This is a genomic window from Streptomyces sp. NPDC002958, assembly GCF_055563255.1.
Map to the genome: position 1 here is coordinate 168741 of NZ_JBVHDS010000005.1, position 15616 is coordinate 184356.

A 15616-nucleotide genomic window follows, 5' to 3' on the forward strand; every position below is an offset into this window, starting at 1 on the left:
AGACCGAGAGAGTGGTCGACGCGGAGAATCACGCGTCCTCACCTACCGACGTCTGTCAATACCTGTCGATACCTGTCGATATCTGCCGACTTCGCCCGAATTTCTGACGGTCCGCCGGAGATATCGACGGAATATGAACTCCCTGTGCCGCACGCGCCTTTACTCCGGGAACGCAGGCCGGCTCACGCCCGGATGAGTGAGCCGACCGCGGATCTCGCACCCTCAGGAGGCGCGGTGGACGTGTCGGCCATCCATCAGTAGGCGAGCCGACTGCCGCCGTCCGGTGCGCTGTTGCTCGCCTCGACCAGTGCGTCGAGCACGGCCCCCACATCCGGCAGCCACGGCGCGGCGAATCCGGGGACTGCGCCTCCCCCGTCCGAGCCCGGCCGGGAGCTCGGGGCAGGAGCCCGCTCCCAGCGCACCTGCCCTGTCCCAACCTCGGACGGCGGAAGGACGAGATAGCCGCCCTCGCCGTGGAAGCGCAGCGAACTGGGCACCCAGTCCTGGGCGTACAGCAGCTCACCGAGCCGTTCGAGGGTGTACGGGGCGACCAGCAGCGACCACCGGGTCGGCGTCGCCACCACAGGCCCGAGCCGCGCGCCCATCCGGTCCAGCTCGGCCAGCGCCCGGGCAGCGGCCACGGCCGGCAGGCTCAGCGCGCACGGGGCGCGGCCACCGGTGGCCAGCACAATCGGAGCGGTGGGCCGATTGGTCCACCACCAGCGCACCATGCGCTCGTCGGTGGTCGCCGCGAAGAGACCGGGATCAAAGGGGTGTGCGCCGGGTACGGCGCACTCGGGATCGGGGCAGGCACAGCGACGGCCACGGTCACCGCGACCACCGGCCGCCTCGAGTCCCACTCCGGGAAGCACGGGCCACTGCCATGCAACGGCACTCAGGACCGCATCGAGCTGGGCGGGCCTTCCCCTGCGCCGGAACCGGAGCCTGCGTCGCCTTCCGAGGATCTCGCGCATGAGCGCTCGTTCCTTTCCGTTGAACGCCGAGGGTCCACATCACATGACGCGTGCGTCACGCCACGCGTACATCACTTCGCTGTACGTACATGCTCTTCAAAACTGCGGTACGGGTGGATCGTCGCTACCGGGCATGAGCTGAGCCGAGCCGAACAGGGGCGAGACGGGTCCGGACACAAGCACGACGAGGAGCAGCACACCTATCGCGCCTGCCGTCCCAAGGCACAAACCCCGCTACTCGGGGGCGGGGCGTGACCGTCACAAGAGAGGACGTCCGGGCCCACTGCCAGGTTCCGGGGGCGATCAGAACTGCCCCTGGTCATCATCGATTACGTACCCAGCATGCCCAAAATGACGCTCTCTCCAGGACTTCACCCCGGGGACACCCCCTGTCGAGCACACCCAGTCGACCGCAAATAGCTGCCACGAGGTGCATTTTTGGCCAACTTAGCAGTCACTTGGACACCACAAATCCCGCAGGGACAATGCTGGACATGGCCTCACTTGTGCGTGTACATGTGGATGCTACGTGTACATGTGGATGCACTGATAGCGGCGCAGAATGACATGGGGGTTTGCGATGCCATTCGACGAATCGCACCGGCGGGAAAGCCGCTTGCCATGAGCGCCCCGCACCTGCCGAAAGTGGCTGGAATCGATCCCATGGTTCCTGTTTCAACGCACACTGCCGGCTCTCTGCCCAAAGTACCGGCCGCCCCGGGAGCATTCATCCAGGACCGACTGGCCGGCTGGGTCTCCGATCTCACCACGCTGCACGAACTCACCGAGCGACTGGCCAGAACCAGCACACTCGACGATGCGCTGCACGAACTGCTGGACGCCGGGGCCGCCGTGGTAGGCGCCCGCCGCGGCCTGGTCGTCTTCGAACCGTCCGACCGCCGCGGCCCCGTCAGCACCATCGGCCTCGGACTCGCCCATGCCGAGCTCGGACACATCGAGACCGTGCCGCGCAGCGCCACCTCCTACGGCCGGATCCTTGAAGGGCTCCCGGACACCGAAGAAGCGCGGACCACCGCCGATCTGCTCGGCGACACCAGCCTGGACCCCAGCCGCCGCGAGGTGGCCGCCCGTCTCGGATACGCCGCCAGCTACGCCCTGCCGCTCACCGCCGAGGCGACCGGCAGGCTCGGTGTCGCCGTCTGGCTGTACGACGAACCCGCCGAACCACTGGAACGCCGACGCCATCTCGTCGGCCTCTACGCCGGGTACGCCGGTGAGCATCTGGCCAGGCTGCTGGAGCTGGAACGGGCCAGGGCCGATGTCGCCACCGTCACGGAAGAGCTGCTGCCCAGCCGACTGCCCTGGACCGCCGGCGTACAACTGGCCGCACGCCATCGCACGGCACCGCAGGGCGGCGGCGACTGGTACGACGCACTGGCCCTGCCGGAAGGTGCGCTCGGTCTCGCCGTGGGCTCGGTCAACGGCTCCGGGCCGAGCGCCCTGGCCGCCATGGGCCGGCTGCGTGCCGGTCTGCGGGCGTACGCCGTGATGGAGGGGGAGGATCCGGTCGCCGTGCTCTCAGATCTGGAACTACTGCTGCGGCTGACCGAACCCGCCCGTTCCGCAACCGCCCTGTTCGCCTACTGCGAACCGGTCCGCCGCAAGATCCTGCTGGCCGGCGCGGGCCACACCCCACCGCTCGTGATCGGCGACCGACGCACCGAGTTCGTCGAGACCTCGGTCTCGGCACCACTGGGCATGCTCGCCTGCTGGGAGGCGCCCAGCGTGGAGATCACCATGGCACCGGGCGAGACCGTGCTCCTCTACACCGACGGGCTGCTGCGCCGCACCGGTGACTCGACGGACCGGGCGTTCGCACGGCTCCACTCGGCGGCGGCCTGCGTGCCCAAGGCGCTTCGTGACGACGCCGGGTCCGTTGCCGACCACGTGCTGCGCACCGTGCTGCCCGACGGGCTGGACCAGGGCGACAGCACACGGGACGTGGTCATTCTGGCCGCGCGCTTCGACTGAGCGGCGCAGTTCGCCCCGGCCGAGTTGTGCGGCCCGCCCCGGTCGGGCTGTGTAACAGGTCTTCCGGCCCTGGGCCCCCTTCCGTACGCCCGTACGATGGACGGGGTCCAGTGTCGTATCAAGGAGAGACAAATCGTGGCTGAGGAGCTCACCCCGGAGAACCCGGAGACCGAAGAAGAAGAGACGGTCAAGCAGCGGAAGAACGGCCTGTACCCGGGCGTCTCCGATGAACTCGCCGCGAACATGAAGTCCGGTTGGGCCGATACCGAGCTGCACGGCCTCGAACCCATCGCCCAGGCCGAGCACACCGCCGCCCGCCGCGCCGCGCTCTCCGCGCGCTTCCCCGGTGAGCGCCTGGTCATCCCCGCGGGCAAGCTGAAGACCCGCTCCAATGACACCGAGTACGCCTTCCGCGCCTCCACCGAGTACGCGTACCTCACCGGCGACCAGACCCAGGACGGCGTCCTCGTCCTGGAGCCGACCCAGGACGGGCACGAGGCGACCATCCACCTGCTGCCCCGCTCCAACCGCGAGAACGGCGAGTTCTGGCTCGACGGCCAGGGCGAGCTGTGGGTCGGCCGCCGCCACTCCCTCGCCGAGGCCGAGCAGTTGCTGGGCATCCCGGCGAAGGATGTGCGCGAGCTCCCGGCCGCGCTGGCCGAGGCCACCGGCCCGGTCCGTAACGTCCGCGGCCACGACGCCGGCATCGAGGCCGCGCTGGCGGACAAGGTCACCGCGGAGCGCGACGAGGAGCTTCGCGTCTTCCTCTCCGAGGCCCGGCTGGTCAAGGACGCCTTCGAGATCGCCGAACTGCAGAAGGCCTGCGACGCCACCGCACGCGGCTTCGAGGATGTCGTGAAGGTCCTCGACAAGGCCGAGGCGACGAGCGAGCGCTACATCGAGGGCACCTTCTTCCTGCGCGCCCGCATCGAGGGCAACGACATCGGCTACGGCTCGATCTGCGCGGCCGGCCCACACGCCACCACCCTTCACTGGGTGCGCAACGACGGCGCCGTGCGCTCCGGCGAACTGCTGCTGCTCGACGCGGGTGTGGAGACCAATGACCTCTATACCGCCGACGTGACGCGCACCCTTCCGATCAACGGCACGTTCACGCCGCTGCAGCGGAAGATCTACGACGCGGTGTACGAGGCCCAGGAAGCGGGCATCGCGGCCGTCAAGCCCGGTGCCGACTACCGCGACTTCCACGACGCGGCACAGCGCGTGCTCGCCGAGAAGCTCGTCGAGTGGGGCCTGCTGGGCGACCTGACCGTGGACAAGGTCCTGGAGCTGGGCCTCCAGCGCCGCTGGACGCTGCACGGCACCGGCCACATGCTCGGCATGGACGTCCACGACTGCGCCGCCGCGCGCACCGAGACGTACGTCAACGGGACGCTGGAACCCGGCGTCTGCCTCACGGTCGAGCCCGGTCTGTACTTCCAGGCCGACGACCTGACCGTCCCCGAGGAGTACCGGGGCATCGGCGTCCGGATCGAGGACGACATCCTCGTCACCGAGGACGGCAACCGGAACCTCTCCGACAAGCTGCCGCGCCGGGCCGACGAGGTCGAGGCGTGGATGGCTCAACTCAAGGGCTGATCCGAAAGGTCCGGCACATCCGGCACATCCGGCAACGGGCCTGCCACGCGTCGAAGGGCGCCCCGCTCAGGACACCATGAGCAGGGCGCCCTTCCGCCATTTCAGAACCTTGTCGAAGCTCACCACTGCGCCACGGCCGGGACGGTTGCCGAAGTGGACATGGTCGGCAAGCTGCTCGATCAGACAGAGACCGCGGCCGTCCTCGGCGCTGAGCGACGGGTACTGCTGGGGCTCGTGCTGTGCCGAAGTACGAAGCGTGCACCGGGCGGGGAAACCGGGCCCGGAATCGGCGACTTCGATACGACACTTCTCGCCGTCCAGATACGCAGTGACCCGGTACTGCCCCGAGGACGTCCCCGGCAGCTCGTCCCATACATCCCACGGATCCCGGCCACCACCCTGCTCTCGCTGGACCCGGTGGTCACCACCGTGCTCAACGGCGTTCGCACAGGCCTCGCTGAGCGCGACCGACAGGTCGAAGGAGATCTCCGGATCCACGCCCGCCGTCTCCATCGCGCCCAGCAGGAAACGACGGGCGAGCGGAACGCTCGCAGCCTCGCGCCGCAAATGGAGGGACCACCAGATGCTCATGCTCCAGCCTCCTGGCTGCGGCTCGACATACCGATACGTATTGCCGCACAGGACCGTTCGTAAGCACAGACCGGATGTGAGACCGCTCATTCGGCGGATACCAGCACTCCATACACCCGTGTATGCCAGACCGGTCGAGGGCCCCGACTGGGGGCCTGATCCGGCCGCAGTGGTCCCGACCCGTATCCAACCGGACGGAAAGTGACCTTCCGGACCTGCCGTACGAAGGCCCGAAGCGCGGTGCGATGATGACCCCGCCATGTCTATGCCTGTCGCACGCGTCGGAACCGGTCTGCGGCTCCTGAGGGCTGCGGTGTTCACCGCGGCCTGTGTCGCGCTGTCCGCGGCAGGTCACTCCCTGGCCTCCGGCGTGGCCATCCCCTGGTGGACCCTGCTCGCCGGATTCCTGGGGATCTTCGCGGTGGCGGCACCGCTCGCCGGACGCGAGCGCTCACTGCCGTCCATCGGCGTCGCGCTGGCCGGCGGACAGATCGCCCTGCACATCCTGTTCGGCGCGGGTACGCACGGCACATCGACGGACACCGTGGCAGGCGACGACCCACTGATCCGGTTCGCGGCAAGCCTCGTGTGCGGCATGGGACCGGCGCAGTTGAACGCCGCCGAAGCGCACCGCATCGTCACCACCGCGGGCATCGACCCGGCGTCGGTGACGGCCCGTGGCCAGCAGCACATGGCGTCCGCATCCGGCCCGGACCCGGCCGGCCTCGCCGGTCTGCTGCCCAGCCTGCCCATGCTGCTCGGACACCTGCTGGCCGCCGTGGCCACCGGCTGGCTGCTGCGGCGCGGCGAGATCGCCCTGTTCCGGCTGGCCCGGCTGTCCGCACACGGCGCCCAGCAGGTCGCGGCCGGGGCCCGGTTGCGTGCGCTGCGTGTCGCGCTCGCGCTCGTGAACGCTTTGCGCGCCGGCCTTCCCGGCAGCCCGGCGACCGGGCCGCGCACTCTCCGTACCGCGGTCGACGCCCCGGCCCCCGCCACCGGGGACCCGTTGCAGCACATGGTGATCAGGCGCGGGCCGCCACCCGTATACGCGCTCGCAGTCTGACGCGACACCCTCCACTCGAAACATGCACGACTCGACGCACGGATCACTCCGTGCCGTGTGAGTCGACGTACGTACGCCGCATGTAGGGAAGAGGTGTCGCGATGCCGTCGTGCACCCGCGCGTCGGACCACCTTCCTTCGTGCTTCTGTGGAGTGATCTCTGTCATGAACGTTTCCCGCATCGCCCTCACCGGTGGCCTCGCCGCGTCCACCGTCCTGATTTTCGCCGGTACGGCCTCCGCGCACGTCAGCGTGCAGCCGCAGGGCGAGGCCGCCAAGGGCGGTTACGCCACCGTCAACTTCAAGGTCCCCAACGAGCGCGACAACGCCTCGACGACCAAGGTCGAGGTCAACTTCCCGACCGACCACCCGCTGGCCTCCGTCATGCCGCAGGCCGTGCCCGGCTGGGACATCGAGGTCACCGAGAGCAAGCTGGCCAAGCCGCTCGAGATGCACGGCCAGACGATCAACGAGGCCGTCTCCAAGGTCACCTGGACCGCCACGGGCGACAAGGACGAGCGCGGCATCCGCCCGGGCAGCTTCCAGCAGTTCCCGCTGTCCATCGGTCAGCTTCCCGAGGACGCCGACCAGCTGGTGTTCAAGGCCATCCAGACGTACGACGACAAGGAAGTCGTCCGCTGGATCGAGGAGCAGAAGGACGGCGCAGCCGAGCCCGAGAGCCCGGCACCAGTCCTCAAGCTGACTGCGGCGACCACCGGCGAGCACGGCTCGGCCGCCGACGACAAGGGCAGTGCCGAAGCCACCGCGCAGGCGGCGGACAAGCAGACGACGGCCGCGTCGGACGAGTCCTCCAGTGACACCACGGCCCGCGTCCTCGGCATCGTCGGCATCGTCATCGGCGCCGCGGGAGTGACCTTCGGCATCCTCGCAGGCCGCCGCCGCGCCGCCTGATCCACAGCCCCACCAGTCCCACCAACCCACCAGGAACCAGTGCTCCATGCGTAAGAAAACTGTGCTGGCCGCGGCGTTCGTCGCCGCGGCCGCGCTTTCCCTGTCCGCCTGCGGCAGCAGCGACGGCGGCCAGAAGCCCGTCGCCGATGTGTCGACCCAGCCCCAGACCAAGGCAGCGACGGTCCTCGAACAGCCGTTCACCAAGCCCGACCTCGTCCTCACCGACACCCACGGCAAGAAGTACGACCTCCGTGAGCAGACCAAGGGCAAGCCGACGCTGATCTACTTCGGCTACACCAACTGCCCAGACATCTGCCCGCTCGTCATGAGCAACATCGCCATCGCCAAGAAGTCCCTCCCCAAGGCCGACCAGGACAAGCTCCAGGTCATCTTCGTGACCACCGACCCCGAGCGGGACACCCCGTCCTCGCTCGACAGCTGGCTCAAGGCCCAGGACCCGTCCTTCATCGGCCTCACCGGCGACTTCCCGACCATCCAGGCAGGCGCACGCCAGATCGGCATCGGCGTCGACGCGCCACAGAAGGAGAAGGACGGCACGGTCGTCTCGATGCACGGCTCCCAGGTCATCGCGTTCTCCCCGAAGACCGACCAGGGGTACCTCGTGTACAGCGAGGACACCTCGCCCGACGATTACGCCAAGGACCTCCCCAAGATCATCAAGGGGGAGACTCCGTGAACCGCCGGACCACCCTCGCCGGTGTCATCGCCGTCACCACCGGGCTGACGCTGGCGGGATGCTCGTCCTCGGACACCAAGCCCGAACTGAAGGTGACAGGCGCGTTCATGCCGCAGCCCGTCAGCGACATGGCAGCCGGCTTCCTCGTCATCGAGAACAACGGTGACACGTCCGACCGGCTCACCTCGGTCACCAGCCCCCTCTCGGACGACGTCACGATCCACGAGACGAAGAACCAGACAATGCGCATGGTGTCGTCCTTCGACGTCCCCGCCGGCGGCGAGCTGGATCTGGAACGCGGCGGGAACCACATCATGTTCATGAACCTCAAGCAGCAGCCCAAGCAGGGCGAGAAGGTGCCCGTGGAGCTGCACTTCGAGAAGGCCGACCCGATCAAGGTCGACCTTCCCGTGAAGGAGACCACCCACAACCCGAAGAAGCAGTGAGGGACTGACTCGCCATGACAGCCACCGCCCCGCACTTCGGACCGACCCCATCCACTACCGCGAAACGGCGGCCACTGGCCGCGGCCGCACTCCTCGCCACCCTCGTCAGCATGGTGTTCGGCCTGCTGCTGGGCGGCGCGGGACCCGCGTCCGCGCATGCCGCACTCACCGGGAGCGATCCGCAGGACGGGGCGGTGGTCGACACCGCTCCCAAGGAGGTCACCCTCACCTTCTCCGAACAGGTCGCCATGGGCGACGGCTCCATCAGGGTCCTTGACCCCGACGGCAAGCGCGCCGACACCGGCGCCGCACCGCGTGATCTGCAGAGCGGCTCCACCGTGAAATACGGAGTCTCGCTGCACAGCGGGCTGCCCGACGGTACGTATACCGTCTCCTGGCAGGCCGTCTCCGCCGACAGCCACCCCATCTCGGGCGCCTTCACCTTCTCCGTCGGAGCCCCCTCGAAGACCACCGTCGCCCTCCCGGCGGACCAGGCCGGGGGCGGCCTCGTCGGTGTCCTCTACGGCATCGCGCGCTACGCCGCCTACGCCGGTTTCATCCTGATGGCCGGTGGCGCCGCCTTCATACTGGCCTGCTGGCAGCGCGGAGCGGGGGCACGCCCCCTGCAACGCCTGGTCGTACGCGGCTGGATGACCCTCACCGCGGCCACCCTGGCCCTGTTGCTCCTGCGCAACCCGTACACCGGCTCCGGAAAGCTCGCGGACGTCTTCGACCTCGACGGTCTGAAGGCCGTGCTCGACACCAAGCCCGGAGCGGCGCTCGTATCCCGGCTGCTGCTGCTCGGCGCTTCCGCGCTCTTCATCGCCGTGCTGTTCGGGACGTACGCGAAGCGCGAGGACGAGCGCGAGAAGAGGGACCTCACCTTCGGACTGGCCATCGGCGGCACGGTGATCGCTGCTGGGATCGCCGGGACCTGGGCGCTCGCCGAACACGCCTCGACAGGAATCCAGCCGGGCATCGCGATGCCGGTCGACGTGCTCCATCTGCTCGCCGCCGCCGCCTGGCTGGGCGGGCTGGCAGCCCTGCTGGTCGCGTTGTACCGGACGCCGGACATCGAAGCCACGGCCGTACGGCGCTTCTCCCGTATCGCGTTCGGCAGCGTGCTGGTGCTCACCGCCACCGGGATCTACCAGTCCTGGCGCCAGGTCGGCACCTGGTCCGCGCTCACCGGCACCGAGTACGGGCAACTGCTGCTCGTGAAGGTGGGACTCGTTGCCGTCCTGGTCGGGATCGCCTGGTCCTCACGGCGCTGGACCGGCCGACTGGTCGCCGGCGGAACCGGCGCGGAGGAAGTGAAGACCTTGGCCGAGGCCAGGGTTGGGGCTGGACACGAGGAGACCCGGGCCACGGCCGAGGCCGACGACACCGCGGCCAGGGCCGAAGCCGAGGTCGAGGAGGTCCAGGCCACGGGCGCACCGGCGTCCGTGGCCGAGGACCCCACGCGGGCGGCCCAGCTCGCACGGCAGCGGACCGCCATGGCCACCGCCGAGAAGAAGCGGATCCGTGATGCCGACCCCGACCGGTCCGGGCTCCGCCGCTCGGTGCTGACGGAAGCCGCAGTCGCAGTGGCGCTGTTGGCCGTGACGACCGTACTGACCTCGACCGAGCCCGCACGCACCGAGGAGGAAGCGGCTCGCACCTCGACGGCGGCAACCGCCCCCGCAGCCGAAGGCCCGGTCAATCTGACTCTGCCCTTCGACACGGGCGGCAAGAACGGCAAGGGAACGGTGCGGATGGACATCGGCCCCGCCCGCACAGGCGCCAATGAACTCCACATCTGGATCGACAGCATCGACGGCAAGGCCATGGACGTCCCCGAGGTGAAGCTCGCCTTCACCCTCGAATCCAAGGACATCGGCCCGCTCCCCGTCGTCCCTGTCCGGCTTGCCGAGGGGCACTGGATCGCGAGCGACGTCCAGATCCCGATGGCGGGCAACTGGAAGGTCGCGGTGACCGTACGTACGTCGGACATCGATCAGACAACCATCGACAAGAACGTGAAGATCGGCTGAGCAGGATCGTGAACGGAAACAGCAACAGGAAGATCTCCGCGGACAGCGGGGACGACGGGGCCCGCGGCAGCGGCGCCATCTCCCGGAGGCGGCTGCTCGGCAGCGCGGGCGCGGCCGGCGCAACCGGACTGGTACTTGGCGCGGCGGGCGGAGCCACCGGCTATGCCATGACCCGGCCCGACGAGCCGACTGCTCTGACCGCGGTCGGCTCCACCCGGTTGATGTTTCACGGGAAACACCAACCGGGGATTACCACTCCGCTTCAAGCATGCGGCCATCTCGTCGCCTTCGATCTGGCACCCGGCGCGGGACGCAAGGAAGCGGCTGCCCTGATGCGCCGGTGGTCGGACATGGCCCGGCGCCTGATGGCCGGCGAACCCGTCGACAGCGGCACGGGGGATGGCGCGGCCCATGACACCGGAATCGCGTTGGATGCCGGACCGTCCTCGCTGACCATCACCTTCGGCTTCGGCCGCACCTTCTTCGAACGCACGGACCTGGTCGACCACCGGCCACCGGGACTCGACCCGCTGCCGCCGTTCTCCTCCGACCACATCGACGCCAAGCGCTCCAACGGTGATCTCTGGGTACAGATCGGCGCCGACGACGCACTCGTCGCCTTCCACGCACTGCGCGCCGTGCAGAAGGAGGCCGCCCCGGCCGCCAGGGTCCGCTGGCAGATGAACGGCTTCAACCGGTCCCCCGGCGCCACCGCGCAGCCGATGACCGTTCGCAATCTGATGGGCCAGATCGACGGCACCGGCAACCCGAAGCCCGCCGAGAGCGACTTCGACCGGCGCGTCTTCGTCCCGGCCGGGGCAGAGACGAAGTACGAATGGCTGGCCGGCGGTTCGTATGCGGTCGTACGCCGGATCAGGATGCTGCTCGACGACTGGGAGAAGCTCCCGGTACAGCGGCAGGAGCAGGTCATAGGGCGCCGCAAGAAGGACGGCGCTCCGCTGAGCGGTGGCACCGAGACCACCGCGATGGACCTCGACAAGGCGGGCCCCGACGGCAAACTCCTGATCCCGGACAACGCCCACTCTCGAATCTCCTCCCCCGAAACGAACAGCGGTGCAGCCATGCTGCGGCGCCCTTTCTCGTACCACGACGGCATAGCGGCAGACGGCACTCCGGACGCCGGAATGCTGTTCATCTGCTGGCAGACGGATCCACTGCGGGGCTTCGTTCCGGTGCAGCGCAAGCTGGACCGGGGCGATGCCCTGTCGCCGTTCATCCGGCACGAGGCCAGCGGCCTGTTCGCGGTGCCGGGCGGTGCGGCGGACGGCGAATATGTGGGTCAGCGGCTACTGGAGTCCTGAGTGCCCCGGGCGCATTAGGGTGACGGTATGTCCGCCACGCGCTACGCCTATCTCGGCCCTGAAGGCACCTTCACCGAGGTCGCCCTCCGTACGCTCCCGGAGGCCGCCACCCGCGAACTCGTACCGATGGTCTCCGTACCAGTGGCTCTGGACGCGGTGCGCAGCGGGGCCGCCGCGGCGGCGCTCGTACCGATCGAGAACTCCGTCGAGGGCGGCATCACCGCGACTCTCGACGAGCTGACCATCGGCGAACCGCTGATGATCTATCGCGAGGTGCTGCTCTCCATCACCTTCGCGCTGTTGGTGCGGCCCGGTACCAAGCTGTCCGACATCAAGTCGGTCACCGCGCATCCGGCCGCGCAGCCGCAGGTGCGCAACTGGATGGCCGCCCATCTCCCGGACGCCGTATGGGAGTCGGCGGCCTCCAACGCCGACGGTGCCCGGCTGGTGCAGGAGGGACGGTACGACGCCGCCTTCGCCGGTGAGTTCGCGGCGACGACGTACGGTCTCGAACCGCTGGTGACCGAGATCCATGACGCGGCGAACGCGCAGACCCGCTTCGTCCTGGTGGGCCGCCCGGCCCGGCCTGCGGCGCCGACAGGTGCGGACAAGACGTCGGTGGTCATCTGGCTGGGCGAGGACCACCCCGGTGCGCTGCTCGAACTGCTCCAGGAGTTCGCGGTGCGCGGGGTGAACCTGATGCTGATCCAGTCGCGGCCGACGGGGGCCGGCATCGGGAACTACTGCTTCGCGGTGGACGCCGAGGGGCACATCGCGGACCGCCGGGTCGGCGAGGCGTTGATGGGGCTGAAGCGGATCTGCCCGAAGGTGCGGTTCCTCGGGTCCTATCCGCGGGCCGGGGTGGCGCTGCAGGACGTACGGCCGCTGCGGGCAGGGACGTCGGACGCGGAGTTCACGGAGGCCTACGACTGGCTGGCCCGGAATCTGGACGGCCGGGGCTGACGACGGTACGGACCAGCAGCACGGACCGACGGCACCGACCGACGGCACTCGTCGTCTACAGCCGTACGGGGCCGAGGTGCGGGGCTGATGGTCCGGGCTGCTGTCCCGTCCCGGGCTGCTGCCCCGGGGGCCTTCGACGGGCGCGGCTCTGGCGTCGGCACGCCCGCACCACTGGTGCTATCTGCGGTTTTCGTCATCCACAAAGTTATCCACAGGGTCGGTTCTCGACCTGGGGACAAGTCGACACTGAAATGCGACATGATCGACATATCGCCCCAGTCGGCCCAGATGCATCCACAGGCCAACAGGTTACCCGGGCAGCCCCATGTCGCCTCAATTCCATTGATCAACTCTTTAGGACGAGAAATTCCCACCCGAACGAGCGTCCGATGTGGGTTTGAACGGGGAATCCATGAGCTTTCACACGACTTTCGGAATGACCCCTTCCAGCGTCCACAGATCTCCCTCACAGTCTGTGGATAACTCTGGGAAGCGCCCACGCCTGTGGACAAGTAACGGTCAACTGCCCTTCCAAGCAAGGCCGATGCGTCAAGACGCTCGAAGCCTTCTGCCCTATTTAGGGGAATAAACTCTTTTTATTGACGGCCGGGGATCAACTTCGGCCACGCAATACCCTCCAGCATTACTAACTCGGGCAATTCGGGCAAAATGAAACGCTTGGCAATATCGGTTCGAGCGGGAGAAGCCCACACCGGTAGCCTGGAGGGGTGATTGACCTTCGCCTGCTCCGTGAGGACCCCGACCGTGTTCGCGCCTCCCAGCGCGCCCGTGGAGAGGACGTCGCGCTCGTCGACGCCCTTCTCTCCGCCGACGAGCGGCGCAGGTCGTCCGGCGTCCGCTTCGATGAACTCCGCTCCGAGCAGAAATCGCTCGGCAAGCTCATCCCCAAGGCCTCGCCCGAGGAGCGCGCCGAGCTCCTCAAGAGGGCCGAGCAGCTGAAGGCCGACGTCAAGACGGCCGACGCGGCACAGGACGAGGCCGAAGCGGAGGCCAAGAGCCTGATGCTCCAGCTCGGCAACATCGTCCACGAGGACGTGCCGGTCGGTGGCGAGGAGGACTTCGTCGTCCTGGAGACACACGGCACGATCCGTGACTTCGGGGCCGAGGGCTTCGAGCCCAGGGATCACCTGGAGCTCGGCGAGAAGCTCGGCGCCATCGACATGGAGCGCGGCGCCAAGGTCTCCGGTTCACGCTTCTACTACCTGACGGGCGTCGGCGCGCTGCTGGAGCTCGCCCTCGTCAACGCGGCGATCGCCCAGGCGACCGAGGCCGGCTTCGTCCCGATGCTGACGCCGGCGCTGGTCCGCCCGCGTGCCATGGAAGGCACCGGCTTCCTCGGCCAGGCCGCGGAAAACGTGTACCACCTGGAGAAGGACGACTTCTACCTGGTCGGCACCTCCGAGGTCCCGCTCGCCGCGTACCACATGGACGAGATCATCGAGGCCGACAAGCTGCCGCTGCGGTACGCGGGCTTCTCGCCGTGCTTCCGCCGCGAGGCCGGTACGTACGGCAAGGACACCCGGGGCATCTTCAGGGTCCACCAGTTCGACAAGGTCGAGATGTTCTCGTACGTCGACCCGGCGGACGCCGAGGCCGAGCACCGCAGGCTCCTGGACTGGGAGAAGCAGTGGCTCACCGCTCTTGAGCTGCCCTTCCAGGTGATCGATGTCGCCACCGGCGATCTGGGGGCCTCGGCCTCCCGGAAGTTCGACTGCGAGGCGTGGATCCCGACGCAGGGCAAGTACCGCGAGCTGACGTCCGCGTCGAACTGTGACGGTTTCCAGGCGCGTCGCCTGTCTGTCCGGATGCGCGACACCCGCGACGGCAAGAAGGTTCTCCAGCCGCTGGCCACGCTGAACGGCACGCTCTGCGCCGTGCCGCGCACGATCGTGGCGATCCTGGAGAACCACCAGCTGGCCGACGGTTCGGTACGGGTGCCCGAGGTGCTCCGGCCGTACCTGGGCGGACGCGAGGTTCTGGAGCCGGTCGCCAAGTGACCTTTCCGTACAAGCTCGTCGCGACCGATCTCGACGGCACGCTGCTGCGTAACGACGACACGGTCTCCGAGCGCACCCGTGAGGCACTGGCCGCGGTCACCGCGGCCGGTGCCGCTCACATCATCGTCACCGGCCGCGCGGTCCCGTGGACCCGGCACATCCTGGACGACCTGGGCTACGAAGGGCTCGCGGTCTGCGGCCAAGGTGCGCAGGTCTACCACGCGGGCGAGCGCAAGCTGCTGACCTCGCTGACGCTGGACCGGCAGCTCGCCGCTCTCGCGCTGTCCAAGGTCGAGGCCGAGGTCGGCCCGTTGGCACTGGCGGCGAGCCGCGACGGGCTCGACGGCGAAGTGCTGGTCGGCCCCGGCTACCGCGTACAGGAAGGGCCCCTTCCGGCTCTCTCCGCAAAGGACCCGGCCGAGTTGTGGTCGGCCCCCCTGAACAAGGTCTACATCCAGCATCCCGATCTCGACGACGACGCACTGGCGAAGGCCGCGCGAGCGGCCGTCGGCCATCTGGTGGACGTGGTCATGGCCGGTCCGGGCGTGGTGGAGATCCTGCCCCTGGGACTGAGCAAGGCGACCGGACTCTCGCTGGCCGCGCGTCGGCTGGGTGTGAAGGCCGCCGACACGCTGGCCTTCGGTGACATGCCGAACGACATCCCGATGTTCGCCTGGGCGAAGCGGGGTGTGGCGATGGCCAACGCGCATGCGGATCTGAAGGCCGTGGCCCAGGAGATCACCGCGTCCAACGAGGACGACGGCATCGCTGTGGTGCTGGAGCGGCTGCTCTAGTCGTACGGGTACGGGCAGAGGTACGGGCGCGGGCGGCTGGATCGGCCGCTCCACTCGTACTGGTGCCTGCGGCACTGCTGCTGCGGAGGATGCGCGGATCGAACGCGCGCGGGGTTCACGGCCCCGACGACGGCTTAGCAAGCCGCTGCCTTACCACTCGGCCAATCCTCCGGGAGGGTGCCACCCATTTTCCGGGCAATACCGAAAGGCCGT

14 protein-coding genes and 1 tRNA gene are annotated in these 15616 nt (G+C 68.6%); 11 read left to right on the top strand and 4 right to left on the bottom strand.

The genetic code is table 11. From position 1 onward, the window contains the following. Window positions 1-254: 254 nt before the first annotated feature. The gene (locus tag ACZ3IC_RS11695) at window positions 255-974 is read right to left on the bottom strand and encodes a bifunctional DNA primase/polymerase (protein ID WP_467415020.1); all 720 of its coding nucleotides are present in this window, start codon (window positions 972-974) and stop codon (window positions 255-257) included. 621 nt (window positions 975-1595) lie between these two features. On the opposite strand from ACZ3IC_RS11695, the gene ACZ3IC_RS11700 reads away from it, so the two are divergent. Together ACZ3IC_RS11700 and ACZ3IC_RS11705 are read left to right on the top strand one after the other, a co-directional pair. Beyond that, window positions 1596-2966: a PP2C family protein-serine/threonine phosphatase gene (locus ACZ3IC_RS11700; RefSeq protein WP_467415021.1), complete on the top strand. Its 1371-nt coding sequence runs from the start codon at window positions 1596-1598 to the stop codon at window positions 2964-2966. A gap of 135 nt (window positions 2967-3101) precedes the next feature. After that, the gene (locus ACZ3IC_RS11705; protein ID WP_467415023.1) at window positions 3102-4565 is read left to right on the top strand and encodes an aminopeptidase P family protein; all 1464 of its coding nucleotides are present in this window, start codon (window positions 3102-3104) and stop codon (window positions 4563-4565) included. Between the two features lie 66 nt (window positions 4566-4631). Here ACZ3IC_RS11705 and ACZ3IC_RS11710 read toward each other — a convergent pair whose 3' ends face one another. Beyond that, a complete protein-coding gene (locus ACZ3IC_RS11710; protein WP_467415026.1) occupies window positions 4632-5156 on the bottom strand; it encodes an ATP-binding protein in 525 nt (174 codons plus the stop codon). Between the two features lie 259 nt (window positions 5157-5415). Between ACZ3IC_RS11710 and ACZ3IC_RS11715 the strand changes: the two genes are divergently transcribed. Next, a complete protein-coding gene (locus tag ACZ3IC_RS11715; RefSeq protein ID WP_467415028.1) occupies window positions 5416-6219 on the top strand; it encodes a hypothetical protein in 804 nt (267 codons plus the stop codon). 43 nt (window positions 6220-6262) lie between these two features. Here ACZ3IC_RS11715 and ACZ3IC_RS11720 read toward each other — a convergent pair whose 3' ends face one another. Beyond that, complete coding sequence (locus tag ACZ3IC_RS11720) at window positions 6263-6385, bottom strand: hypothetical protein (RefSeq protein ID WP_467415029.1); 123 nt, start codon at window positions 6383-6385, stop codon at window positions 6263-6265. Here ACZ3IC_RS11720 and ACZ3IC_RS11725 point away from each other — a divergent pair. The 8 genes from ACZ3IC_RS11725 to ACZ3IC_RS11760 all read left to right on the top strand — a co-directional run bounded on the left by ACZ3IC_RS11725 (window position 6384) and on the right by ACZ3IC_RS11760 (window position 15403). After that, window positions 6384-7130, top strand: a complete 747-nt coding sequence (locus ACZ3IC_RS11725) for a YcnI family copper-binding membrane protein (protein ID WP_467415032.1) — start codon at window positions 6384-6386, stop codon at window positions 7128-7130. The genes ACZ3IC_RS11720 and ACZ3IC_RS11725 overlap by 2 nt on opposite strands. Before the next feature lie 46 nt (window positions 7131-7176). After that, window positions 7177-7827 (top strand): SCO family protein, encoded by a 651-nt coding sequence (locus ACZ3IC_RS11730; RefSeq protein ID WP_467415034.1) that lies wholly within the window; start codon window positions 7177-7179, stop codon window positions 7825-7827. Beyond that, on the top strand, window positions 7824-8273 hold the full coding sequence (locus ACZ3IC_RS11735; RefSeq protein WP_467415037.1) for a copper chaperone PCu(A)C: 450 nt from the start codon (window positions 7824-7826) through the stop codon (window positions 8271-8273). Before ACZ3IC_RS11730 ends, ACZ3IC_RS11735 begins: the two co-directional genes overlap by 4 nt. 14 nt (window positions 8274-8287) lie before the next feature. After that, entirely contained in the window at window positions 8288-10306 is a 2019-nt protein-coding gene (locus tag ACZ3IC_RS11740) for a copper resistance CopC/CopD family protein (RefSeq protein ID WP_467415039.1), read from the top strand. Window positions 10307-10314: 8 nt separating this feature from the next. Further along, window positions 10315-11628 (top strand): iron uptake transporter deferrochelatase/peroxidase subunit, encoded by a 1314-nt coding sequence (efeB, locus tag ACZ3IC_RS11745; RefSeq protein WP_467415042.1) that lies wholly within the window; start codon window positions 10315-10317, stop codon window positions 11626-11628. Between the two features lie 27 nt (window positions 11629-11655). Beyond that, window positions 11656-12591 (top strand): prephenate dehydratase, encoded by a 936-nt coding sequence (pheA, locus tag ACZ3IC_RS11750; RefSeq protein ID WP_467415043.1) that lies wholly within the window; start codon window positions 11656-11658, stop codon window positions 12589-12591. Between the two features lie 728 nt (window positions 12592-13319). Continuing rightward, entirely contained in the window at window positions 13320-14609 is a 1290-nt protein-coding gene (gene serS / locus ACZ3IC_RS11755; protein WP_467415046.1) for a serine--tRNA ligase, read from the top strand. Next, a complete protein-coding gene (locus ACZ3IC_RS11760) occupies window positions 14606-15403 on the top strand; it encodes an HAD family hydrolase (protein ID WP_467415048.1) in 798 nt (265 codons plus the stop codon). Before serS ends, ACZ3IC_RS11760 begins: the two co-directional genes overlap by 4 nt. An 83-nt stretch (window positions 15404-15486) precedes the next feature. Here ACZ3IC_RS11760 and ACZ3IC_RS11765 read toward each other — a convergent pair. Continuing rightward, window positions 15487-15574, bottom strand: a tRNA-Ser gene (locus ACZ3IC_RS11765). Window positions 15575-15616: the final 42 nt, after the last annotated feature.